This is a genomic window from Haloarcula onubensis (genome assembly GCF_031624605.1).
GTDB lineage: Archaea > Halobacteriota > Halobacteria > Halobacteriales > Haloarculaceae > Haloarcula > Haloarcula onubensis.
This window is the reverse complement of the sequence record NZ_JAMQOS010000008.1, coordinates 220,062-243,292: the sequence shown is the minus strand read 5'-3', so window position 1 is coordinate 243,292 and position 23,231 is coordinate 220,062. Positions and strand designations below refer to the sequence as shown.

Genomic DNA, 23,231 nt, shown 5'->3' with positions numbered 1-23,231 from the left:
GTACTCCCGTACATGAGTAGTGAAAGCGTCGACTCCGAAAGCAAGGTGTCGGGAAACCAAGCGAACATTCCTGCCCGAATCCGCCAGGAACTCGATATCGACGATGGCGACAAACTCCGCTGGCACATCGAGGACAGTGAGACGCTCCGCGTGCAGGTCGTCCAGCAACGTAGCGGTACGTTCAGCAACTTCGACGGCTACGAGGGCGACAAGGCGACAGCAGTCGAGAGCGAGCACGATACATGGGGCGTAGACCCCGAATAGATGCCACGCGCACTTGTCGATACGACGGTTCTCTTCGCGGCGACGTACCGGCGTGACAGTGCCCACGACGCTGCCCTCCCTATTCTCAAGGGAATAGATACCGCAGACCTTCCGGAAGCGGTGATTCTCGAGTACGTACTCGCAGAGACGCTCAACGGGCTGACGACACACGCGGGTCACGATGCCGCTGTTGATTTTCTCGACCGGGTTGAAGAGAACACGCGATTTCACATCGACTCCCTGACTGCGGACGCGTTCGCCACGGCGAAGGCGCTCTTTCGACAGCACGAACGGTTTTCATTCGTTGACGCCTGTATTGTTGCATATATGCAAGCAGAGGGACTTGGATATCTGTACGCGTTCGACGACGATTTCGACGCTGCCGAAGATGTCTACCGTCTCGACATCGACACGAATCCATATCAACCAGAGTGAGTTCTCCCACGACTAAAGTCGGTGGCTTCACTCACTGAAGGTTAGGCCCACGTCTTCTGGAGAGTTCGCAGATTCTATCTCGCCGTCGGGTCCTGTGTGTAACTGCTCAACGATGGGTAAATCAACTATCTGCCGCCAATTCACATACCTGCCTGGATAGTCTGTCACGATATAGAGAGACCCATAGAATATCCTATAGTAATTGCTGTAGGCCGGCCAGAGAATAGGTATAGCCAGAAACGGGTTATCCAGCGCACCACCACATGGCTTCGAGGGGTCGTTGGTCTCCAGGACGTGGCTAGTCGCCTAGTGGCAATCGGGATACTCGACGAGTTCCATGCCGAAGGTAGCATAGGTGCTGACCAGACACAACACACGTTTGGAGCGACGGTCGTTAACAGGGTCCTCGATTACCCGGTCGACGACAGCGGTCACTTCCCACGTCCGGCAGTCGTCGTTGAGCACGAGAAAATCCCCTTCGTCGACGGCCTCGATGGTCTGGACGAACTCACCATCGACGGTGGCATCCGAGCCGTCGGGGACGGCGCTATCGAGTTCGCCCATCAGTCGTCCACCAGGACCGCATCCAGGGGTACGTTCCAGAGCCAGCGGGCAGTGCCGTTCCGGGGTGGCTGCTCGGGTCGGAGGTTGTGGCGGTCGATGGCGCGATAGATGGATTTCTTGGAGACGTCGTGGGCCCTCGCGAGCTCGGCGACGTCGAAGCCCGCCTCGGGGGCCGCTCGGAGGTACGGTCGGTCCTGGTACGCGGCGGCGTCGAAGGTGTCCAGCCGAAGGGTGGAGGCGATTTCACGCCGAAGTTGCTTCGTGGCAGCCGGTTCAGAGCGGTCAGTCATCGCCGCTCGTGTCAGGATTGCTAGCTATTGTTCCCAGAGTGTTTCGGGCTGGGTAGCCAACATCCGGTCGATTATCCAATCGGTGTTGGTTAACAGCACAGAGCAACGACTTGTCCGATAAGTCCCAATAGGCACCTCCCAACTGAGGAACGGCTGTCTCCAGCGAGGACGAAATGTGAGGCTGTCGGCAGTGTTTTAGGGCTGTTTTCGTATGGTTAGGCTGAATGAGTGGGCCGGCTGACAACTTTGACGATGAGACAGACGCGCTATCGGATGTACGACTCGCCGAGTCCGGGGAGTATCTGCATGAATATACTGGCATACTGGCTGAAACAGACGAGCGAGTTCGTATCCTTACGCTAGCCCCAGAGCTCGACGAGATAGATTCAGCCGTCGATGCTTTCGCGCGAGTGAGTGACCAGTGGTACAACGCCAGCGCCAACGCTAATATCCTCACGATTCGGGACCGTAGTACCGAGCCACGGCCCTGGATTGCTGTGCCCGATCATGACGGCGACACGCTCGCGACTCTCCAACCAAATCTTTCTCCCGAGGCGATTGAAACCGTCATCAGTGAAACCGCCGACGCGCTCCGGACGCTCGGGCTGTACAACACCGTTCACGGCTATCTCTCGCCGGACGATATCTACATTCCAGACGCGGCTGATCAGACAGCCAATCCGACTGTCCACGTCGGCGGGTTCGGGCTCGAAGCTGCCGTCCAAGCTGCCGTTGGTGAATTCAAACCGACAGCCTACACCGCGCCAGAACTCCTGAACAACCCCAGCCAGTCAACCGAACAGACCGACGTGTATGGGCTAGCCGCTGTCACCTATCTCGCCCTGACCGGTCACCCGCCTATCGAGGGCGCCGATCTTGACCAGGCAATCCGAGATGGGCCTTCGAATCCTCTCAGTGAGTACGAGGACGCGATTCCCGGCGAACTCGACGACGTGGTGCTGCAGGCACTCTCGACACGCCCCGAGGACCGCTACGACTCACCCTATTCGTTCAGTCGGGCATTTCTCAGTGCCTTCATTCCCGACGAGTTCCGCTCCGATGACGCCGGTAAACAAGGTGACGACGAGGGCGTGACAGCTAGCTCTAAATCCACCGATGATGTCACGGGCGAGGAAGACGATGAACCTGCGGAGTCAGATGACACGGATGAGAAGAATGTGACCCGCCGTGCAGCGGTTGGGCTTCTCGGGATGGGAGTCCTCGGCGGAGCTGGTTGGTTCCTTTCGCGTGGACAACTGACTGCCGCTGACTCAGACGACCAAACTGCTCCTGGCCCAACAGATGAGACCGCTGCTGTCCCAGTAGAGGATACTGCGGCTCCAAACCATCCAGTCGAACCGTCTGCGAGCATCTCTGTCACACCTGCCAATCCGACAGCGGGTCAGGAAGTCACGTTCTCAGCAAACGAGTCCACTACTGGGGAGGATGTCTCACTGGAGAGTTATGAGTGGGCTGTCAGTACCAGTACAGAATTTTCTGAGGGTGAAGAAACACTCAGGCAGTCATTTAGTGAGCCCGGAGAACAGACGATTCGACTCAGGATTACTGATTCACAAGGCCGAACAGCCACCGCCACGACTATCATGACTGTTTATACACCCGCTGATGGGGCGCCTATGTTCCAGTATGATATTGCAAACACTGGGACGACCCCGGACGAAACGGGCCCTCAAACCCCTATCGGCGAGCAATGGTCCTACCAGACTGGGGATAGTGTGGCGTCATCTCCGGCAGTGGTCGATGGTATTGTCTACATCGGGAGTAACGACGGCTATGTGTACGCGTTGTCGGCCTACGACGGGACCGAACGATGGTCCTTCCAAACTGGGGATTGGGTGCGGTCGTCGCCAGCAGTGGTCGATGGCACTGTCTACGTCGGGAGCTTCGGAGGCAGTGTGTACGCGTTTTCGGCAGAGGACGGCACCGAACAATGGTCCTTCCAGACTGACGCACCAATAGAGTATTCGTCGCCAGCAGTGGTCGATAGCACCGTCTACGTTGGGGGGCGCGGCGGCACTTTGTACGCCTTGTCAGCCGACGACGGCACTGAGCAGTGGTCCTTCCGGACTGGGGACCGTGTGGGGTCATCGCCGGCCGTGGTCGATGGTACTGTCTACATCGGGAGTAGCGACAGCAACGTCTACGCGTTGTCGGCTGAGGACGGTACCGAGCTATGGTCTTTCCGGACTGGCGATCAGGTGCGGTCGTCGCCGACAGTGGTCAATGGCACCGTTTACGTCGGGAGCGACGATCATAGCGTGTACGCATTGTCGGCCGACGACGGCACCGAACAATGGTCCTTCCAGACTGATCTTCGAGTGTGGTCGTCTCCGGCAGTAGTCGATGGTACCCTCTACGTCGGGAGCCACGACAATGAAGTCTACGCGTTATCGGCCGAAGACGGTACTGAACAATGGTCCTACCGAATTGGGTTGCCTGTGGATTCGTCGCCTGCAGTGGTCGATGGCTCCGTTTACGTCGGAGGCAGCGATAACAATGTCTACGCGTTATCGGCCGACGATGGTACCGAACAATGGTCGTATGAAACTGGCGGTTGGCGAGTGCTTTCGTCGCCGGCAGTAGTTGGTGACACCGTTTACGTCGGGAGCTTCGACAACAACGTATACGCATTATCAGAGCAGTAGCTACAGGCCTACACATAGAGACCCGGAGTCAACCGAGTCCGGTGGAGTTCAGAGAATCAATATGTGCACAGGATTACGCCCACCCAGTACTCACACACGAATATGCTACGACTTGTCTAATAAGTCGTAACAGGCTCCCCCGGATTACACTCGAAACACGGTGTGTCGGACCGGTCAACATCTCCATTACTAGCGGAAACTAAACTAATCGTAATGCGAATCGAAGCGACTGAGGGAAACGGGTGGAAGATCTGGCTCACCGATGGAGAGATCGAGAACCTCCGACGAGCGACGAACAGCCAACGGGACGATATCATCGTGCAGTTGGGCGCGTTTGTCGGCCTCCGCGCCTTCGAGGTGCCGCAAGTCCGCCCCGTCGACGTAAAGGAAACCGAGAGCGGCCAGACCGTCTGCGCGTCGAACAGGTAAGGACACGCGCGGGAGCGGGGGCAAGCCACGCGACGCGTACCTGCCCGCCAGCGTCGAGCGCGACCTCCAACGCTACCAGAACGAGCACAACATCGCACCGGGAGACCCCTACATCGATTTGAAACAGCCCGGGTTCGAGCGGTCGTCCGTCGGACCGCTGCCCGAGCTGCCGAGGCGACTGGCGACGACGACTTCCGGAAGGTTTCCACCCATGACCTCCGCCGGCGGTTCGCCCAGCGGCTCCTGGTCGACCAGCAGATAAATCCGCGAGTGGTGATGTCCGTCGGCGGGTGGGATAGCTTCGCCGCGAGTGAGCCGTACCTGAACGCTCCGAGCGAGGAGGTCATCGACGAGGCGTTTGCTGAACTCGAACAGTGATCTGAGCCGTCATCGGTAGCTTTCGTGTGTCACGCCTGGAATGGTCCCGAAGTGACTGTCAGCCGCGAGAACAGGCTCATCGCGTTCCAGAGCAGTTGCGGCGATTGCTGCGTCGCCTTTTCCGAGACCAGGCCCCTCGCCGTCGTCCGCGGCAGCCATGCGTTCACCGAGCAACCGACCAGCGCGGCGGGAGATACTGGGAGTCATATCGATTAGCGGGTATGAATCAAGCACGGCCTCGACTTTCTGGCGTTCGTCGCGTGTGGTCGCTACCTTCCCGACGCCAATATACAACTCCAGCACAGTCATCGAGGGAATCACCAGTGGAACGCTCTCGGCTTCGAGTTCCCGTTCCTTCTCGACGGCCGCCTCAACGCCGTCGATGATGTCCAGGATGAAACTCGTGTCGACAATCATTCGAACCGCTCGGCGACGTCACGGACCTCGTCGCGGTCCTGCTGGTCGGCTTGCTCGATAGCATCCCGCATCTCAGTGACCTGGTCCTCGTTGAATACATCGCGAAGGTCGCTGAGCGAGCGCCCACCAATAAGTCGCTCCACAGCGTCGCTGAACGACTCGTCGTCGCGCTTGGTCGCCTTGATTCGTTCGTACACATCGTCTTCAAGACGGATTTGATGTGACATCCTTGTTGACAGCGTTGACACCCGACAGGAATCAAGATTTGGGTCCCACAAGGTATTCTCAATATCGGTCTCATACTGATGACATCAACGCTACTTTCGCCGCGGTGGATATGTGAGGAAGCCGAATGAATCGGCCGTCAATAGTGTGTTGGGAATGTAACACTGGCATGCCGTACATAGCCCGGAATCCAGGCGATTCTATGGGGCGAGATAAAGAGATGCATTATTCGGTGATTCGTCCGGCGTAGTCCTGCGATTATCGGTGAATCAGTTAGCTCCGTAACTGATTCAGATATGATTCACTCGACTGCTGTCTTGCGATTTTCGAGGGAATTGGTTGTCCGCTCTAATGTTACAATAATTCGTATATATAGCGGAGAGAGAGAAAAGATAAACCAGTCACATCAGCAGGGAGGCGCAGTAGCCTCCAACGCCCGCGCCCCGGGGGGACCCCTGTGCGTCCAACAGATACACGCGCGTTAGAGCGGCACCAGCGGCCGGCCGACGCCGCGTTCGTGCCCGCCGAGTCGGACGGCGCCGTCGCGAGCAAATCGTGCGCTGTGCGCTTCGTCGAGGACAGTCACTGTCTTCGGAAAGAAGCTGACCACGCGCATCGAAGGCGACCTCGCTGCGGTGTCGTGGCGACCTCAAGTGTCGCTGCGAGGGCGGCAGTCCAAGAGTCAGTCGGGCACGAAACCGCATGAAAGAAAAGAAGCCGATTTTGCCGGCAAATGCGGCGGTTCACCCCCTCCCTGTGCAACGAGGACGCCGTCGACGACACGTAGTACGGGGCAGATGGCACGCCCGATACCGGTCTGTCGGTCGGCTCGAGCAGGGGCACGCGGTAGTATTGTTTTGCGGAGTGGTCCCCGGGGACCCCTCGACTCCTATCTGAAGCACGCGCGTGGGTGAAGGCCGGTAGAAATCGGGTATGAGCGACGAGGGAGTCACGGAACGATTCGCACCGATAGTTCCACCTCAGCTATAATGAATTGACCGTTAAGTAGGTGTGCGTATTGACCGATAGCCACAACAAGACTCAGTCACACGGATGAAATTTGCCTTCAGTTCGCATTAGTATCAAAGCACAACTCTCTCCTCGTCAACTTCGCCGTCACACCTGACTGTCAGGGTAACACTGGCGTGACCTTCGACCCGTTCACTGTACACCTGTTCGTCGATGAATAGGGTCACTCCACATTCCCCAGCGTCCTCTTCACGCACGGGTTGGACTGATTCCCCTGATTGAAGTGAGAGCGATTCGTCTCGACAAATAGCCTCTAATACAGCGGTTCCCGAACGGCTTGAGCTAACGTATGCTTCGATAATCTTCGTTCCCGCCCACATTGACGGCCAGCAACCGGCACCGGACCTTCAGGAGACGATGTCTCTGTTTCAGCCTCGTTCTCGGTATCTTCAGAAGCGGTCATGTCTGGTTCAGCCTCGTCCCTACTGACTCGGTCAAGACAGTCACTGCATCGCCTGCCCCCACTCCGAGAGCCAGCCATCGAGTTTGCCTGACATGTACAGTACGACGACCAGGGACGGGAGGAGGCCGACGAGTCCCACGACAGCAGCCATGTTCGGAAAGCCGAGTTGCCATATCGGCGTGATGATTTCGTGGAGTCGAGTCTGGACGGTGTATCCCGCCCCCCACGCGCCGGCCGTCATGAACGACGTAAAGAAGTACTCCGTGTAGCTCTCGATGAACACGAGTGTCGCGACGCTGGCGATTCCCGGTCGGGCAAGCGGGAACACGACGCGCCACATCGCCTGGTGTCGCGTCGCACCCGCTACGCGTGCGGCGTCTTCGAGTTGGTCGGGGACACCAGCGAAGAAGACGGTGAGCAGGCCAATCGCGAGCGGCAGCAACAGAGTACTCGACGGCAGGATAACCGCTGCGTGCGTATCGAACAGCGCCGGTGGCGAGATTCCGAAAACGCCTGTGTACCCACGGAACAGGTCGCTCAGCGGGATAAATATCGATTCCGGCGGGAACACCGCCACGAGGAGCACCGCCGCGAGGAGCGGTCGCCTCCCGTAGAAATCCAGCCGTCCGAAAGCGTAGCCGGCCGGTATCGACACGAGGAGGACGAAGAGAGTCGTGACCACCGAAATCAACAGGCTGTTGAACAGGGCGAGACCCCAGTCTACCGTCTGCGTGGCGAGTAAGAATCCCTGCGGCGAAATCGTCTCCGGGAACAGCCCCACACCCGTCCAGACGGTGGGATGTGGCGTGAGTGCGACGACGAGTAGCCAGTAGAGCGGAAACAGCGAAAAAACGAGGCTGACACCGAGTCCGAACCGGAAACAGTAGCGAGCGAACGTGTCTCCGTACGCGTTCGCGAGTCGGGCTAACCGTTGTCCACGGACTGTCTCCCGGTCTGTGTCGGCGTGGTCCCGATGAAGTGAGACCTCAGATTGTCTTGGCGGTTTCATCGATACGGCGAGTTCGCCTACTGGAGTCAAAACGCTTCGCTACGGTGTACAACACCAGGTTACGTCGACTATAGTGCTGGGAATGTATCGCCGTTCACCTGGGTGTTGGAGAGTACTCTCTGTTCGGCAGTGGTTTTCTGTCAACTGGGTGTTGCGCGTCCAGAGAAACGGTTTTCTAATGGACTTCTGAAAAGTGGTCGCTGGGCGTGGTAGCTGCGTGACCTGTACTGACCGATTCGAAAGACGCGTAGTGACGGCATGAGAAGAGCTTTAGAACATTCCGAGAGCGAGACCAACTACGCCGTTGCTTCGTCTGACCCGACATCCGGAGTCACGAGCGGCAAATCGATATCGATTGCCTCGTACCAAACCGACGGTCGCTTCGACTGGCCGTCGTCGACGAGCGCCACCAGGTGGAGTTCCTCGAGTTCAGTCAGGTTTCGGTGTACCTGACTCACGTCGCGCTCAACGAGGCGAGCGGTCTCGCGGATACTGTCAGGGTCGTGCTGGACGATTGCCCGCAAGAGCGCGAGTGACTTCGGTCGAGTGACCCGATGGACATCGGCTGGGTCGTGATACACGACTTCGAGATGGGGGTCAGGCGTTTCGCCCCGGTCGAGTGCAGCGAGGGCATCCTCGAGGTCGTCGTCACTACCCTCTCGGAATCGGATATGGAGCGTGCGGTCGGTCGTGTCGGAGTTACCAGTCGTGGCCACGGTCAATCACCTCTGATTTGAACCGCTGGAAGAGGGGTTAGAGTCCATCGAAGTCGACATCGACGACGGTTCCGTCAGTCCGATGCTTGTGATGGTGTGCTGCATCGGGGTGGTCGGGGAAGTTGTCGTACCGGATGATGGTTTCCCCGGCAGCGTTGCCGTACTGCATCGAGTATTTGATGCCCTCTGGATAGCGGTCGGACGTAGGGACTCGATAGGCAGTGATCTCAGCGTAGCGGTCACCGAAGTCCCGCGTGACGTTGATAATCTGCTGTGCATCGTCCCCTGTCACACGTGTTGGTGCTGGGTCCAACGCTTTAAGCGTTGTTGCGAATCACAACACCGCTAATCGCTGACTGCCAGCGATGCTTGCGTCGTCTCCGGCGTCGGGTCCAGGCCCAGCGACAGTGAGGCCGTTGCGTCGACGGGCCCGATTGTGTAGAGTTCCTCAGTACGTCTCGACATCGACACCAAGGCGTTCGAAGTCATCGACGTTCCGTGTGAGGACGGGTTCGTCGACGACCTCGGCGGTCATGCCGATGCTCATGTCACCGTCGGCGACGGCGTTTCCGTCGTTCATCAACTCGCCAGAACGACGGCCAGCCTTCCGCTTGACATCCTCCTCCGCCTGAAGGCGGAGGAATCCCGAGGTTGGGATATTAGGGTTTGCAGTCCACCACCTCTGTCTGCGGTTGGAATCCGCAGGAGAGGTCATACAGGTGGACTGCGGGCTGTGCCAACCAGCCGGTACTCCTATCCCCGGAAAGCTGCCCGGAAGACTCGGAGTTACTTTCCTCGTTGATGTCGTGGCGGATATTCTCCGCCCCGTTCACATCAGCGTTGAACGCCGCATCACATGACTCACACACGTAAAGGCCACGTTCGACACGCTGGCTCTCGTCTTCCTTCCCGCAGATGCAACATGTCTTGCTCGTGTCTCTCTCGGACACTTCCCTGACTTCGATACCCTTGACCTTCGCCTTGTATTCAAGGATGTTAGTGAAGCGGTCGAACGCCCACCCGTGCAAGTCGAGATTGCCATGCTTGCCCCAATTCTTCGAGTCGCCGTTCTCGTCCTCGCGCACGCCTTCCAATTCACCGACGTTGATACGGCCAACACCCTTCTCAACACACCGTTGGACGATGTGTTTGGCAAGGGAGTGGAAAAAGTGGGTTCGACGCTCCGACCACTTGTGGTGCAAGCGAGTGGCCCGTTCACCACCAGAGTCGTCGCAGTTGGCGATTTCCTTCGGGAAGTAGTACCCGTCCTGTTTCAGGCGGTTGCCGGGGTACAGGTCGGCATCTTCCGTACTGTACGCGACGGCGGCGAAGTTGCTGATGCCGAGGTCGATACCTGCCGTTTCGTTGCCGGGAGCGGTGGGCGTCTCAATCTCATCTTTGCAGACGAGGTGGAGTTCCCATCGCTCTTTCTGCTGGTCATAGACGGCTCTGACCTGTTGCAGGTTTTCGACCGTGACACCGGGGCGGGTTTCGTATTCGACAAGGATGTATTCCCACGCTCGGGGATGCTCCTTGTGATTAGCACCTTTCGAGAGCCTGACGCGGTTGTTTTTGGTGTCGTGGCGGATGCCGTTCTGTTTCCACGTCACCGTCGAACGGGGGTGTTCTTCGTGGACGCGATGGCCTTGCGAGTCGTAGTAGTTTTCTTTGCGGTAGCCGGGTGGGTTGTCCCGGTCGTCATCCGAGGAGTACCACGAGTTGAAGGCTTCAGCGAGTTCCTCCAGAACCCGCTGACTGGACTGACTATGCAGTCCCTTGTACTTGTCGTGACCCTTCAACTCGTCTTTCAATTCCTCGTGGTCGGGAATCTCGCCCGTCTCCTCCCACACTTCTCGGGAGTGATAGTTGGCAACGTTCCAGAGCTTGCTGGCACTCCACCCGTGTCGGTCGAGCGATTCCGCCACCTGTGAGTGGTTGCGGATTCTCGCTCGATGAGTGCGGTGGACTTCCAACATTCGTGGAACATCTCTATAATCCCTTATACTCGTCCCACTTGTAAAAGCTCGCATTGGGAACGGTGGAATATCCAGTCCTGTCGGAGTTGGTGGGATGGGTCACTGAGTGACGGCGCGTATCCACGGCCTAAAGGCCGTGGTATTGCGCCTGTTCAGCGTATAATCGCAGAATCGGCTGGGTAGACTGGCTTCGATGCGAGAACCTGTTCGATTTTCTCGCGTTCCGCCTCCGAGTCCGTCGCTCGAGCGACGCCATAGTACAGTTCGAAGAGTGTCATCGAAGAGAGCCGTTGCTGGACGAGATCGGTTTCCAGCTCACGCGCTTTCTCGACGGCGTCCTCGTCGCCGTTCATCAAATCGATGAGGAACGAGGTGTCGAGCAACACGCTACGCGTCCTCTAGCTCGCCGGCAATCTGTTCGAGCTCGCGGCCGCGCCGTTCGCGACGTTCGTCGACGGCGTCACGCAGTGATTCGGCCGCCTCGTCGCTGAGGATACCCGCAAGTTCGAGGAGTGATCGCTCGCCGGCGAGGCGGAGAACCACCTCGGAGAAGGTTTCGTCTTCCCCTTTGTGAGCGGCGAGGCGCTCGTAGGCGTCCTCGGAGAGACGGATGCTCTTCGACATGTGCATACAGTTGTATGCAGATAGACAAAGCACTGTTCCTCAACGCACAGTCCCACGTTCGGTTATGGACGTGTACGACTTACTCGTCGATGTCGACGCCGTACTTGTCCGCAACCCCGTCGAGAGAGTATGTCTCACCACGTTCGCGTTGCTTGCGGCTGGTTTCGAGGTCCTCAAGGACCGCTTCGGAGAGTCGAATCGGCGGGTCCACCCAGGCCCGGAGTGCGTCGCGGATTGCCTCGGATCGAGACGTGTGTCCGCGCCCCTCGTATTCCGCGTCGATCTGCTTGACCAACTTCTGCGGGACGCGAACGTCGATTTTCGTCGAGTCCTCGTCCGGGATGAGACGGCCGTCGTTTTCTGCGAGTTGGCAGGCGAGTTCGTACAGTCGAATATCACGAAATAGATGCGCTCTGCTCGCTGTCATAGTCGAGATCCGTTCTCTGAGGCGTTAGCGACGTCGTTCGTGTATTAACCAACAAATCTATGCCGATGCGCGTGTTGTTGGTTAATACGAGGCGACTGTTGATGTCCTACGAGCCACCGACGCCGCCGGCGGAACTCCCGTCAGATATCGTCAACACACTCAACGGCTATGCTGTAGACCGGCTCCAACACGTCGCACGCTACGCCGACGAGCTGGCAGAACACAGAGCTCGCGAGATACGTCTCGAAGAGGAAGCAGGCGAGAATGAAGCCGACGAGCGGTCGGACGACACCCCGGACGACGTCCCGTCAAAGGCAACAATCACAACCAAGGAGATCAACGAGAACCGCTATTACTACTGGCAGTGGCGCGAGGGCGACAGGGTGAAATCGAAGTACAAAGGGCCGGTTGACCCGGACGAGTGATAACAACTCAGGACACCCCTGTCCCTTGTACAACCTTGCTGGCTTAGGAGAATAACGTCTCAAAGATTCTCCCTGGCAGTGGGGCCATTTTAACCAACAGTGTGTGGTTCGTTGGTTAACCAGCCTATCACCGGACACCGGGTTTCCGGTGAAAAACAGCCGAAGGGATGGGTGTTTTTGAGGTGGTTCCACCCCCAAACCACTGTCTCCGGAGCTATTGATCGGTATCGACGTGGGCCGGATCAGGGTCCATTTTGAACACGACGCTTGGCTCCCAGAGGAGTCGATGTTCCTTGTACGTGCCTTTACCCATGCCACCGTGTTCCTGATTAGACTCGGTCACCTCAAGGAACGCAAGTTCGCTGAGTAGCCCACGGATGGTGTCTGTCGTGAGTGTGTCCGTACCCTGTGCCTCACAGACCTTGGTGTAGATGTCGTAGATGACTGTTGTCCGGAACCAGACGTCGTCTGTTCCGGCATCGTTGGTGAGGTTCGCAAGGGCGTACAAGACGTATTTGCTATGGGGAGGGAGACCAGCGATTAATTCCTTCAGGCGCTCAACTTCAGCCTGTTCCTGTGCGAGTTCAAGATGATCTTCGGTGACCTCACCGATATTGTTGTTTTTGGCGTAATCGCCGGCGTGGCGAAGAAGGCGAATCGCCTTCCTGGCGTCACCGTGGCGCTGAGCTGCGAGTGCCGCTGTTTTCGGGATAACGCCCGAGTTGAGGACATCATCATGGAACGCGTCTTTGCGGTTTTCCAGAATCTCGCGGAGTTGCTCACCATCGTACGGGTCGAAAATCCATTCGTTGTGTCCGAGACTGCTCTTGACACGCTCGGTCATCTGCTCGCGGAAGTTCACCTTGTTCGAGATCGAGATGATTCCAATAGGAACGTCCACCTTGCCAGCTTCGCGAGCGCGGGAGAGGAGCATCAACACGTTATCGTCACCAAGTCGGTCAACCTCGTCTAACGTGATCAGGGCACCGTCGTACTCCGTGTCGAGAATGGCCCACAGACGATTGTAGTACTCGTTCGTCGAGATACCTCGTGTCGGGACAGACACGCCAGTGCTGGGCGTGTTGATCGACTCGGCGATTGTTTGGATAGTATCAGCCTCACCTTTCGACTGAGCACAGTCTACTGTGACGGTTGCTATACGATATCCACGCCGATTGGCTTCCTTCCGTGCTCGCTCCATAACGTGATTGGCGACGAGCGATTTGCCGGAGCCAGTCTTCCCGTAGAGAATGACCGAGTTCGGCGGCGCCCCAGTTACCACGGGGCCGACTTCGTTCGCGAGCTCCGTGATATGTTTATCCCGACCAACGATTCGGTTCTCGTCTGGAACGTGATCGATGTTGAGGAGCTCGCGGTTCGCGAAGATATCGTCCCCGCCGGATTCGTCGACGGCCTGGAAGAGTTCGTCAGGCTCGTCCAGGTCACTGCTCTCACTGCCGTCCATACCGCATGTATAATCCAACTCCAGCAAAAAACTTTGGACTAAGTTCCGAGTTAGAGAGAGGCTCTATCAGCTATCAGCCGGTGTTTGAAGGAGCACTACAGTAACTTGGAATCTAGTATAGACCCACCTGTTTCCGAGTTAGAGGCCGTGATAGTGTCCTAGATAGCATTTGCGACATAGATACCATATCACAGTCTAGTGGTGCCAGCTCCAAGGAGGCTATGCAGAGAGACACCTGATTCCGAGTTAGTTTGAGAGTTGTGGTCAGTCCTCGGCTGACCATCGAGGTTAGTTTCACGTTTCACCTAACAACCGAGAGAAATCGATGCAGCATATCTTTCCAGAGAGAAGTCCGCAGTAGAGGGCCCCCGGTACACACCTGATTCCGAGTTAGTTCTAGCACGCAGTGTGGCGATTCTGTTAGCCCATCGGGAAGGGACACACCTGATTCCGAGTTAGTTCAGAGTCGGGTGAGCGAACAGAGAACGAGAAATCGTCGAGAGGTGTCAGACTTAGAGGGGATAGGCGGGGACACACACACCTGATTCCGAGTTAGTTCCAGTTCAAACGTATGAGTTGAGTGCTGTGAGTGGTACTCTAACTCGGAATCAGGTGTGTTCTCTCTAGTTACTAGGGTAGTAAACTAGCTAGAGTAGAAGAAAGAAGCATCTGCTACTACCTGAGACAAGACTGCGAACAGTTGCTAGAACCTCTAGAACTGCCGTTCTTCACGTCACCCTTCTCTCCCAACTCCCTGCTATCTAAGCGGGTAGACTCTTTGGACGCTACTAACTCGGAATCAGGTGTGTGTGTCTTCTGATTCGTGGACTGTCTGTCGTAAGTTTCCTCCCGTCTCGTATATTAACCAACAGCCTTCTCACGATGGCCCGCTGTTGGTTAACAATCGGTAGTTCGAGAGAAGGCTCTCAAAGGGGGCTGTTCTGTTTCAGCGAGCCCCCGTCGAATATCTGTCCGATTCCACCCTTTCGGAGAGAGGACACTCTCGATAGCACGAACGAGCTGTGTCTCGTAGTATTCCGGATCGTATTCCGCAATCTCTTCGTGCGCTAAGGCGACACGGTCGCGAGATGACTTCTGATCGTCGACGACCACGTACTCAATGTCCTGTCCTGGATGGACACCCAGTTCCTGATCCCGAGCTCGTCTGAGCGCGGCCGCGTTCTGTGTATTCTGTGTGTACCCTTCCAGTGGTTTCGAGACTCGATTCCGTTCGATAAGTCGGTCTACTGCCACCTCGCCGGAATGCAGGCTCGCAATCGCCGTTTTGAGCTGGCGGATGACGGCGTCGGGTGAGCGAGTCTCATCCAGCACCCCAATACACTCCCGTTGAACCGCTTCGATGAACGGCGGTGTCGACCGCTGGCGAGCCTCGATGCCCCGGAGCTTGAACTCCTCTTCGCCACTGATTTTCCCGAAATACTTCGTCAACGCGCCGGTGTTGCTCTCGCGCTGGGGCACGAACGCAACCCAATCGTAGTGAGCCTCGTACTCAAGGCGAATCTCGATTTCCTCGGTAATGTCCGTCGCGAGCGCCTCGAGGTCCTCGCGCTGAGCGTCGTCGATGGCTGAATCGGGCGTGACCCATATTGAGTCGACGATACCGTGGACGACCCGCCAGCCGCCGGCCTCCAGCCGCTGTTTTGCCGTCAGCAGCACCTCGCGAGCGAACGCGTTGATCGCCTCGTGACACTCGATTCTCCCGAATTTCGCATTGCTGAATCCTTGATAGCCGAAGCAAGCGACGAGAATCCACTTCAGCGCTCCCGAGCGGCCTTCGAGTTCGTCGAGTCGCTCCCGGTCGGACTCGTCTCGCTGCTGTTCTCGACCAATGGCCGCTTTAATCTCGTCTCGGGCATCGATGATGGGCTGTAACACGTCGACCAGATAGCCACGCTCGTCACAAATCGAGTACCCGAGTCCGGGCACATCGTCACGGTCGCTGTGGCAGTCACACCGGATGACGTCCGGTGAGACGTTTCGCGTACAGATGATATTCGGGTAGAGACTCGAAAAGTCGAGTTCGTGAACATCCTCGTGGAAACCGACCTCCGGCGCGAAAATGAACCCGCCGCGGTCGGCGTCGTGGAGCGTCCCCATCGGCTTGTAAAACTCGTGACGCCAGGAGTTCCACGGCACGAGGACGCCCCGGTCGTGGGCCTCACAGATTTGAATCGCCGTAAGCACGTTCCCGATAGAGGCCCAGGCGAGTTCTTGGACGGGCTTTTTCGAGCGCGATACAAGATCGAGAACGCCGTCGAGATTCGTCTCCCCGTAGAAGAACGTGTTCGACTCGTCGACGATTGCCCGACCGGGCACGTTATACCGCGCTGGGGAATGGCCCACTTGACCGTAGCTGGCGTAAGTCGATGCACCGGCGAGTTGCTGGTAATCGACCTCGGGCCATCGGCTCAGTGTGAAGTCCTCCACGCCAGCGGACGATGCCATCTCGTACAGCGTCGGGAGTATCTCGCTCGTCGAGCAGACCAGGATGTCCGGGTTGTGCGTATCGAGCGCCTCTTGAACGCAGGTCAGAAGCTCTGTCGGCGAGCCCGTGACGGTGTCGCCGGCGACGGAGAGTTCCCCATAGACCTCGTTGTTCGTTTCGGTCACTGAGACGCTGAGTCGGAGCGTAGACAGCTCGCTCGCCGGCGTGGGATCGACCGCGTTCTCCAAACAGTACCGGAACTCCCGCGAGAAGTCGACGTTGAAGCAGGCGAGATCGCCGACCGGATAGTCCGACAGCTGGCGCGCCTGCCGAGCGAGTGAGGTGACGCGGTCGATGTGGGCGACGTCGACGGCGAGGACGGGCTCTTCGTCTCGTCGAAAGCCGGGCTGTCGGGCAACCGTCTCGGTCGCGACGACGTCCGGATGCTGGTCGTACAGTGACTGGAGAGTCGTGAAGTCGAGGTCGGTCTCCGGGTCACGAGCGGCCACGTAGAAGCGTGGGGAGTAGTCATCGCGCTCGGTCGCAACGGCGCCGTCGGCAGTTGCCTCCCACTCCAAAACGCGTCCGTCGTCCAGAAAGTCAATGGTGAAAGACATTGCGTATCATCTCTTCGTGCCACATCTCTAGCTGGACGCACCGTAATCCGAGGCGTGTCGTTTCCGGATTTCTTGGAATTGTATAATCTCCCTATTGACTGGGCAAAATGGCCCTCTGACTACTCTGACTCGATTTCTGGAAAGGAGATAGCATCTACAACTGGCAGCAGTTACCCAACAATCAGTCGTGATTGAGCAAAGTTGTTGGTTAATATTTCACTGGCAGTAACTTTCTCATCGGACATACCGCACTCAAAATCAAATCGGATACTGTGGGCGTGGAGGTTAAATATCTCACCGACACAGTATATTCACGAAACGACCGTGGTAGGGCTGATTGGCGGCGGTATCGTCGGGTTGTCCATCGCGTCAGGGATTGCGAGCCTCGGGTTAGCGGCATACCTCTCCAGACACCGAGGGCGACCTGGTGCGACGTGGTTCATGGCCTCGTTGAGTTCGCAAGGTATCTGGGCACTCGCCTATGGCGTTGGTCTCGTACTGACCGACCCACAGCTTCGAGCGGCCGCTGAGGCACTGTCATGGATCGGGATGAACTGCACCGGGCCGCTCTTTCTCGCGTTCGCCCTCGAGTATACCGGTCGAAGTACTGTAACAGAGGAACGGTGGATTCCGGTACTCTTTGTTTCGCCCATTGCGACAGCACTGCTCGGTCTCACAACACCGTTCCACACGTTGCTCTGGCGGGACTTTCAATTTGCACCGCTGTTCGACCTCGGGACGGTGCTGTATTCGATTCAGCCGCTGGGCTACGCGACCGTTATCACGAGCCTCACGATGGCAGGCATTGGTGTGCTCTTGCTCGTTGAGACGATGGTCGCCTATGGGTCCGTCTATCGTCGCGAGACCATCGCTGTTGTACTCAGTTCGATTCCCGTGTCGGTGGTGTTGATCCTCTGGCTCGGGCAAATCGGCCCGTATCCCCAGCTCAACCTCACGCCGGCACTCTTGTTTACGCACGTCGCCTTCGACGCCTACGCCTTTTCGAGCACGTCGATGTTCGAGACGAATCCCGTCACGCAACGAACGGCGGAGCGAAGTGCTGTGGATGACTTGGATGACCCGTTGCTCGTGGTTGATGAAGACAGCCGGGTTGTCAAGCTCAACGACCGTGCTCAGTCACTCTTCGAGACATCGAGGGAGCGACTCCCTCAGAGCTTTTCGTCGCTGGTCGGCACTGAATTAGCGTCACTCCGCAGTAGCGGGGAACTGTCGCTTGGCTCGCGTACGTACGGTGTCTCGTACACCCCACTGGAGACCGCTGACGACTCGACTGTCGGCGGTATCGTCGTTCTGTACGATATCACGACCGAACGGAAGCAACGACAGCAGCTCTCTGTCCTCAACCGTGTCTTGCGGCACAATCTCAGAAACGAGATGACGGTCGTTCGAGGCCACGCCGACTCTGTCGAATCGAACTGGGCCGACCAACAATTAGGCAAACAGATGCACTCCATCATCGATGCGAGTGACCGCCTCCTGTCGATTTCAGACCAGATGCGTGAGTTTGAACGTATCATCGACGATGAACTCAATGAGCAGCCTATCGACTGTCGGGAATTGCTGGAGGCCGTCAGAACGGATGTTCGTGAGGCATATCCCGCGGCGAGCGTGACTGTGCAGACGGATTCGGCACCCGACCACGTATTTACAGACCCAACTGTTCTCTCGCTTGCGATGCGGACACTTACTGAAAACGCGATTCGTCACTCGGTGGATTCGGTTCCGACTGCGGAATTAGCTTGCACTGTCACACCGGCAGAAGAGGCGGTCACATTCGAAGTTCGAGATAGCAACGGCCGGATTCCGGAGATGGAGCTGGAAGCCCTGGATGCAGACGAGGAGCACCCGCTACAACACGGTCGCAGTATTGGCCTCTGGATCGTAAATTGGGCTGTCACTGCAGTCGGTGGCGAACTCACGTTCGGCTACGATGGTGGGAACGTCGCGACGATTACACTCCCCGCCGACATCCGAGAAAATAACCCCGATTCAGCAGACGCTCTCAGCGAGGGATAGCTGCCACTACTGGCAGCATCGATTTCACTCTCCGAGGTACCGTTGGCGCAGTTGAGTCACGTACTGCGCATCCCACCCTTTTGTTTCGATATAGTACGTCAGCGCTGCGTCGACGTATTCCTCAGCGAGAATCTCATGCGTTGCGAGGGTACAGAGGATCTGTGGGGTAGTGAAGAGCGTATTCCGGTCGTTGAGTGCGAGCGCGACGAACAAGTAGTTCGTCGTGTTGAATTCATCCGTGATGAAGACATCCGCCGCCAACTCGTTAGCCAGCCAGATGCAATCCGACTCTCCCCGATCCAGCCCGTAGTCGAGTGGCTCGTCGGTCTGGCCGTCAACCTCGTGGGTCGTCAGATGGTGAACCGCTTGGAGTACGAGGTCCCCAGCGGCGGCGAGAAGGTCATCGTCGCCTGTTGTGTCGGTGACCTCGCCGAGGACGCTTGCGGGGATGTGGACATCGTACGCCGTAAGGAGCGCTTTGAACGGGTCCTCACCGGAAGGAGCCTGTGTTCGTCCGTCGACGACCGCTGTTGCGAGGTTCAACAGTACATTCGTATCGACGACAGCAACGGGGCGCTCCGACATCGTCACGCCTGTGGTTCATCGTCAATACCGGACGACTCCGAATCAGTCCATTCGGCAATCTCGCCGTCGTAAAATTCCTCATCACTGGGGAGGTCGTCCTCGAGTTCTGGTACAGCGGGTGTCCGGTCAATCGAATCTCGAAGGAGCTTCAATCGCATCGCCTCCTCACGGCCGAGGATCGCTTCGACCGTCTCGTAGTCGACACGGCCGTCATAGTAGGCGGCGCTCAGTCGCCGGCGAAACTCCTCGTCGTTTGCGAGTTCTTCTAATTCGTCCTCCAGTGCGTCGATGAGAAGACGGGTCCGGGAGATATCGAGGATTTCGACGACGCTGTCGGCACGCTCGACGAGGGACTTTGGAGCGTTGAAATCGACGCGCGTTTTCTCTTCGGCCATCAACTCGTGTGTAGAGTCTACACATACTTAGATTCCCCGCTGTTCACACGACCGGGTCAAGCGATTTCATCGAGAAATCGGACTTCGAGCAGTACCGTTCAGCCAGATTCATCAGTGCTCGCGTTCGGCGGATGTCGGCGACGTTGTGTAACACAACGGATCCGAACTCGCCGGCCTCCCATGCAGCTACGGTCTCAGCGCTGTCCGCGAACGGATCCAGTTCACTGATCCCGTCGTCGATGAGTTCGTCGTAGACCGCCGGGAGCGTGTTCTCAGTCGTGTTAAACCGCGATTTGAAGACGTCCATCACGTCGATATACGGCAAGCCGGCGAACGGCCATTCGAGGTCGTGCATGCTGAGTCGCGTCCGGAGGAACGGCAGATCGAAGCCGCCCTTCCACGTCTCGCCATTGTACGCAACCAGCTTGATCTCCCGCTGGGTGAGTGTCGACTCGACAAAGGCTGTGACGCTGTCGAGCAGTGCCGCTTCGTGCTGGTGCAATGAGAGCGTGAGTGGCGACTGCATTCGGTCATTGAGTCGAGCTTCGAGTGTGTCCGGTGGGCTTCGCTCGTCGACGTTCAGAAATACCCGCGAACTGATGTCAGCGTCGAAGCCGACGACAGTGAGCTGATCCGTCGTCGTAAATCCGGTCGTCTCAATATCGAACGCGACGGTGCTGAGAGCGGCCATCAGTCGTCCTTCTCCTTTGGCACATTGCCTGAGATGGTATCGCCGTGTCCGTTCTCTAGTGCGGCCTCGATGTCCTCCAGACGTGCTTCGTGCTCGTCGATTCGGGCCTCCTGTTCGAGGTCGATGCTGAGCAGCGCCGGCAGCAGCGGATTCTGATGGTTCAACAGCCCGCTCGCGTCGGCGTGCTCGCGGGCGTACTCGAACAGCCGGTCGAACCGTGGTTGGTCACGACGCCGCAGTGCCCGGCGGAACTCCGCCCAGCGTTCTTCGATGGCTCGGAGCGCATCTCGATACGTCGGGTTCGTGCGCCCCATCGCTATCGGCCTCCAGCGCCGGTCGCTGTCCACGCATCGAGCAATGGGTCGGCAGTGGCCGATACCGTCTCACCGTCAGCTGTGACGCCTGTCCCGACACCCTCTGGGGTCGACGGCGCCGGCGTCGCTGGTTCGACTCCGACTTGCGTGGCGCGTGCCGCAAGCAGTTGTCGCCAGTAGGCAAACGTCGTCTGGTAGTACGTGCTGTCGTCGACGGGATAGAGAAGCGTCTCGAAGTCGTCACCACTGATTCGCGGCCCCATCTGGGTTTGCTCGCACTCAAGCTGGTGGTCGGCGACCGTCGCAACCGGCGTCGTGAATTCATCGCCCTTGCTTCGGGTGACGAGCACCGGAATATCGTACCCCTCAGCATAGGTCGTTAGCTTGGCGAGGGTTCGGACTTGGAGTGTCTCGGCGTGTGTCTCTCCAAGGGTATCGTCGGCGCGGTACTGCGCATCGACGGCTGGGACGACGATGAGTGAGGGTGTGTGCGGAGACGTCTCCCCGTCGCCATCCGTGGCCCGTCGCCCTCCCAGGCTGTCCCCTGTCGTCGATTCCTGAATACAGTGGTTCACTGCCTCCGGGAGGTCACAGACTGCGCCGTAATGTTGGTAGGCGGTGAATCCGCGTGCAACGTGGATTCGGTCGAGCAACCGTTGGCTCGGAGCGATCCGTGAGAGTGTGGTGGTCGTTGCGTGTCCGTTGGCGCCGACCCAGAAAGCGGGCCCGTCGTGCATGAGTAGATGATCGAGGACTAGCGACTGCAGAATTGGCACGCCGCTACTGCCGTCGACGTCCAACAGCGTGATGCCGTCATCGAGAGAGGGAAACAGGTTGTCGTCGCTCGCTGTATCGGGCTGGCTGGGAATAGGCCGGTTCCGGTCGGCTCCTCGCGTTGGTTGCTCAACCTCTAAGCGATTCGAGGATGACTTGTCTGACATACGTGAGTAGAGGTCCACGAATCCGATAAGCCGCGGCGTGTCGCTTCCGCGTTTCAGGAAACCGACCGTAGCAATCTCCAACAGGTTGCTGTGCCCGGAATTTTTCATCTCTCGTCCGCTTCCGTGAACGTCTCCGGAATCCGCTGCGACAGCTTAACCAACAATTCGGCTCCCGTCTGTCCGGCTGTTGGTTAATAGTTCAAACGTGGCGTCGAATCGCTGCGTGGGATTCAGTTCGCCGGCGAACTGACTGGCTCGGTGACGACGGAATATTGGCGGTCACGGCTCGTCCCGTGGGCTTCCAGCAGATTGTACTGGACCATTTTCGAGAGATACGTCCGAACAGTCCGTTTCGTTCGGGGGTCGTCGACGGCGTCGCGATACCGCTCGTGAATGGCTCCTGGACCGAGCGGCCCGGCCTCGTGGACTATTTCGTAGACGGTTTGCTGGTGCGGTGTGAGCGAATCGAGACTCGTCTGCCTGATCTGTGCCCGGGCGTCATCCGCAGCGTCCAACAGCATTTCGTTGGTGATTCCCTCTGCATCTTCTCTGTCAGCCTCGCTAGCGGCGGTACGGAGAATCCCAATTGCGAGACGGGCGTCGCCAGCGGCCGCGTCAGCGATGCGATAGAGCTGGTCGTCGGTGATGGCGTCCTCGTTGAGTCCCCATCTTGCGCGGGCATGGAGGATGTCATAGAGCTGTTCGTCGTGGTACTTGTCCATCCGAACGTGTTCGCTAGAGCGGAGGCGACTCACGAGTCGGTCGTCGACGCGACTGAACAACTCTTCCTCTTTGTTGGCGATACAGATCAGTGCGAACTGCTCCAAACTGTGGAGGTCATAGAGGATTCCCGGATCCTCGAGTTGGTCGACCTCATCGAGGATGATCACCGTTCGGGGTCCGTCGTACTGCTGGAGACGGTCGACGAGCTCGTCATGGGGCGTCGACTGCCGGTGGATATCGATTGTCTGGCCGAGGTCGTCGAGAATCTGGTAGAGCGTTCGGAACCGAGTATAGTTGCGCCAGCAGTTGACGTAGGTTGTCTCGATGTCCAGGACCTCTTCGCGCAGGCGTTCGGTGACGAACTTCGAGATGCAGGTCTTCCCGGCGCCGCTGGGGCCGGTGACGATGGCGGTGTCGGCAGGCTCTCCGGTCGTGATTGGTTCGAGCACGCTGGAGAGGTGGTTGACCTCGGCGTCGCGATGCTCAATCTCCTTCGGTATGAATCCTGCCCGAAGCACACGCGCATCGCGAATCATGGATTGCTCAGTAGATTGGTTGTCTAGCACGTCATATAATGGTGGCTGGGTAACTTCCGGAAACAAGGTGGCTACCGGTCGCTCTATTCGACAATTCAATCGCTGTCGAGCGATTCTCATTCCGGAAAGTTGCTGTTTTCCGGGGTTTCCGGAAAGGCAGCGATAGGCTCAGAGGGGTCTCCAGAGTATTGTCCTGATTAGTGA

27 protein-coding genes and 1 pseudogene are annotated in these 23,231 nt (G+C 57.8%); 6 read left to right on the top strand and 22 right to left on the bottom strand.

The window, feature by feature from the left end; genetic code table 11:
• Positions 1 to 12: 12 nt before the first annotated feature.
• The gene (locus NDI86_RS20695; RefSeq protein ID WP_310902167.1) at positions 13 to 264 is read left to right on the top strand and encodes an AbrB/MazE/SpoVT family DNA-binding domain-containing protein; all 252 of its coding nucleotides are present in this window, start codon (positions 13 to 15) and stop codon (positions 262 to 264) included.
• Positions 265 to 699, top strand: coding sequence for a PIN domain-containing protein (locus NDI86_RS20690; protein ID WP_310902166.1), 435 nt, complete (start codon positions 265 to 267; stop codon positions 697 to 699).
• Between the two features lie 306 nt (positions 700 to 1,005).
• Here NDI86_RS20690 and NDI86_RS20685 read toward each other — a convergent pair whose 3' ends face one another.
• Together NDI86_RS20685 and NDI86_RS20680 are read right to left on the bottom strand one after the other, a co-directional pair.
• Entirely contained in the window at positions 1,006 to 1,263 is a 258-nt protein-coding gene (locus tag NDI86_RS20685; protein ID WP_310902165.1) for a hypothetical protein, read from the bottom strand.
• Positions 1,263 to 1,553 (bottom strand): hypothetical protein, encoded by a 291-nt coding sequence (locus NDI86_RS20680; RefSeq protein ID WP_310902164.1) that lies wholly within the window; start codon positions 1,551 to 1,553, stop codon positions 1,263 to 1,265. The genes NDI86_RS20685 and NDI86_RS20680 overlap by 1 nt, the downstream gene beginning before the upstream one ends.
• Before the next feature lie 224 nt (positions 1,554 to 1,777).
• Between NDI86_RS20680 and NDI86_RS20675 the strand changes: the two genes are divergently transcribed.
• Both NDI86_RS20675 and NDI86_RS20670 read left to right on the top strand, forming a co-directional pair.
• Positions 1,778 to 4,219, top strand: a complete 2,442-nt coding sequence (locus NDI86_RS20675) for a beta-alanine-activating enzyme beta-propeller domain-containing protein (RefSeq protein ID WP_310902163.1) — start codon at positions 1,778 to 1,780, stop codon at positions 4,217 to 4,219.
• A gap of 213 nt (positions 4,220 to 4,432) precedes the next feature.
• A pseudogene (locus NDI86_RS20670) lies at positions 4,433 to 5,026 on the top strand (site-specific integrase).
• 9 nt (positions 5,027 to 5,035) lie between these two features.
• Here NDI86_RS20670 and NDI86_RS20665 read toward each other — a convergent pair.
• The 12 genes from NDI86_RS20665 to NDI86_RS20610 form a co-directional block, all read right to left on the bottom strand.
• A complete protein-coding gene (locus tag NDI86_RS20665; RefSeq protein WP_310902162.1) occupies positions 5,036 to 5,443 on the bottom strand; it encodes a PIN domain-containing protein in 408 nt (135 codons plus the stop codon).
• On the bottom strand, positions 5,440 to 5,670 hold the full coding sequence (locus tag NDI86_RS20660) for a DUF7557 family protein (RefSeq protein ID WP_310902161.1): 231 nt from the start codon (positions 5,668 to 5,670) through the stop codon (positions 5,440 to 5,442). The genes NDI86_RS20665 and NDI86_RS20660 overlap by 4 nt, the downstream gene beginning before the upstream one ends.
• Positions 5,671 to 6,149: 479 nt before the next feature.
• Positions 6,150 to 6,284, bottom strand: a complete 135-nt coding sequence (locus NDI86_RS20655) for a hypothetical protein (RefSeq protein WP_310902160.1) — start codon at positions 6,282 to 6,284, stop codon at positions 6,150 to 6,152.
• Between the two features lie 466 nt (positions 6,285 to 6,750).
• Positions 6,751 to 6,894, bottom strand: coding sequence for a hypothetical protein (locus NDI86_RS20650; RefSeq protein ID WP_310902159.1), 144 nt, complete (start codon positions 6,892 to 6,894; stop codon positions 6,751 to 6,753).
• A 246-nt stretch (positions 6,895 to 7,140) separates the two neighbouring features.
• A complete protein-coding gene (locus NDI86_RS20645) occupies positions 7,141 to 8,109 on the bottom strand; it encodes a carbohydrate ABC transporter permease (RefSeq protein ID WP_310902158.1) in 969 nt (322 codons plus the stop codon).
• Between the two features lie 296 nt (positions 8,110 to 8,405).
• Complete coding sequence (locus NDI86_RS20640; RefSeq protein WP_310902157.1) at positions 8,406 to 8,825, bottom strand: HVO_A0114 family putative DNA-binding protein; 420 nt, start codon at positions 8,823 to 8,825, stop codon at positions 8,406 to 8,408.
• Positions 8,826 to 8,862: 37 nt separating this feature from the next.
• Positions 8,863 to 9,117 (bottom strand): toxin-antitoxin system TumE family protein, encoded by a 255-nt coding sequence (locus tag NDI86_RS20635; RefSeq protein WP_310902156.1) that lies wholly within the window; start codon positions 9,115 to 9,117, stop codon positions 8,863 to 8,865.
• A 156-nt stretch (positions 9,118 to 9,273) separates the two neighbouring features.
• Positions 9,274 to 9,405, bottom strand: a complete 132-nt coding sequence (locus tag NDI86_RS20630; protein ID WP_310902155.1) for a PIN domain-containing protein — start codon at positions 9,403 to 9,405, stop codon at positions 9,274 to 9,276.
• Positions 9,406 to 9,484: 79 nt separating this feature from the next.
• Entirely contained in the window at positions 9,485 to 10,801 is a 1,317-nt protein-coding gene (locus NDI86_RS20625; RefSeq protein WP_310902154.1) for an RNA-guided endonuclease InsQ/TnpB family protein, read from the bottom strand.
• A gap of 152 nt (positions 10,802 to 10,953) precedes the next feature.
• Positions 10,954 to 11,184, bottom strand: a complete 231-nt coding sequence (locus NDI86_RS20620; protein WP_310902153.1) for a PIN domain-containing protein — start codon at positions 11,182 to 11,184, stop codon at positions 10,954 to 10,956.
• A 4-nt stretch (positions 11,185 to 11,188) separates the two neighbouring features.
• Positions 11,189 to 11,425 carry an antitoxin VapB family protein gene (locus NDI86_RS20615; RefSeq protein WP_310902152.1) on the bottom strand — a complete coding sequence of 79 codons (237 nt, stop codon included), beginning with the start codon at positions 11,423 to 11,425 and terminating at the stop codon, positions 11,189 to 11,191.
• A 79-nt stretch (positions 11,426 to 11,504) separates the two neighbouring features.
• Entirely contained in the window at positions 11,505 to 11,852 is a 348-nt protein-coding gene (locus NDI86_RS20610; protein WP_310902151.1) for a ribbon-helix-helix domain-containing protein, read from the bottom strand.
• Between the two features lie 101 nt (positions 11,853 to 11,953).
• Between NDI86_RS20610 and NDI86_RS20605 the strand changes: the two genes are divergently transcribed.
• Complete coding sequence (locus NDI86_RS20605; RefSeq protein WP_310902150.1) at positions 11,954 to 12,277, top strand: DUF6788 family protein; 324 nt, start codon at positions 11,954 to 11,956, stop codon at positions 12,275 to 12,277.
• Positions 12,278 to 12,491: 214 nt separating this feature from the next.
• Here NDI86_RS20605 and NDI86_RS20600 read toward each other — a convergent pair whose 3' ends face one another.
• Positions 12,492 to 13,742 (bottom strand): orc1/cdc6 family replication initiation protein, encoded by a 1,251-nt coding sequence (locus NDI86_RS20600; RefSeq protein ID WP_310902149.1) that lies wholly within the window; start codon positions 13,740 to 13,742, stop codon positions 12,492 to 12,494.
• An 897-nt stretch (positions 13,743 to 14,639) separates the two neighbouring features.
• Entirely contained in the window at positions 14,640 to 16,805 is a 2,166-nt protein-coding gene (locus tag NDI86_RS20595; RefSeq protein ID WP_310902148.1) for a type B DNA-directed DNA polymerase, read from the bottom strand.
• 324 nt (positions 16,806 to 17,129) lie between these two features.
• On the opposite strand from NDI86_RS20595, the gene NDI86_RS20590 reads away from it, so the two are divergent.
• Positions 17,130 to 18,842 carry a histidine kinase N-terminal 7TM domain-containing protein gene (locus NDI86_RS20590; protein ID WP_310902147.1) on the top strand — a complete coding sequence of 571 codons (1,713 nt, stop codon included), beginning with the start codon at positions 17,130 to 17,132 and terminating at the stop codon, positions 18,840 to 18,842.
• A 24-nt stretch (positions 18,843 to 18,866) separates the two neighbouring features.
• On the opposite strand, the gene NDI86_RS20585 is transcribed toward NDI86_RS20590, so the two are convergent.
• The 6 genes from NDI86_RS20585 to NDI86_RS20560 all read right to left on the bottom strand — a co-directional run bounded on the left by NDI86_RS20585 (position 18,867) and on the right by NDI86_RS20560 (position 23,027).
• Complete coding sequence (locus NDI86_RS20585; protein WP_310902146.1) at positions 18,867 to 19,427, bottom strand: hypothetical protein; 561 nt, start codon at positions 19,425 to 19,427, stop codon at positions 18,867 to 18,869.
• A gap of 2 nt (positions 19,428 to 19,429) precedes the next feature.
• Positions 19,430 to 19,822 carry a hypothetical protein gene (locus tag NDI86_RS20580; protein ID WP_310902145.1) on the bottom strand — a complete coding sequence of 131 codons (393 nt, stop codon included), beginning with the start codon at positions 19,820 to 19,822 and terminating at the stop codon, positions 19,430 to 19,432.
• 43 nt (positions 19,823 to 19,865) lie between these two features.
• A complete protein-coding gene (locus NDI86_RS20575) occupies positions 19,866 to 20,513 on the bottom strand; it encodes a hypothetical protein (RefSeq protein ID WP_310902144.1) in 648 nt (215 codons plus the stop codon).
• On the bottom strand, positions 20,513 to 20,827 hold the full coding sequence (locus tag NDI86_RS20570) for a DUF8156 family protein (protein ID WP_310902143.1): 315 nt from the start codon (positions 20,825 to 20,827) through the stop codon (positions 20,513 to 20,515). Before NDI86_RS20570 ends, NDI86_RS20575 begins: the two co-directional genes overlap by 1 nt.
• 2 nt (positions 20,828 to 20,829) lie before the next feature.
• Positions 20,830 to 21,768, bottom strand: a complete 939-nt coding sequence (locus NDI86_RS20565) for a hypothetical protein (RefSeq protein ID WP_310902142.1) — start codon at positions 21,766 to 21,768, stop codon at positions 20,830 to 20,832.
• A gap of 230 nt (positions 21,769 to 21,998) precedes the next feature.
• Entirely contained in the window at positions 21,999 to 23,027 is a 1,029-nt protein-coding gene (locus NDI86_RS20560) for a Cdc6/Cdc18 family protein (RefSeq protein ID WP_310902141.1), read from the bottom strand.
• Between the last annotated feature and the right edge of the window lie 204 nt (positions 23,028 to 23,231).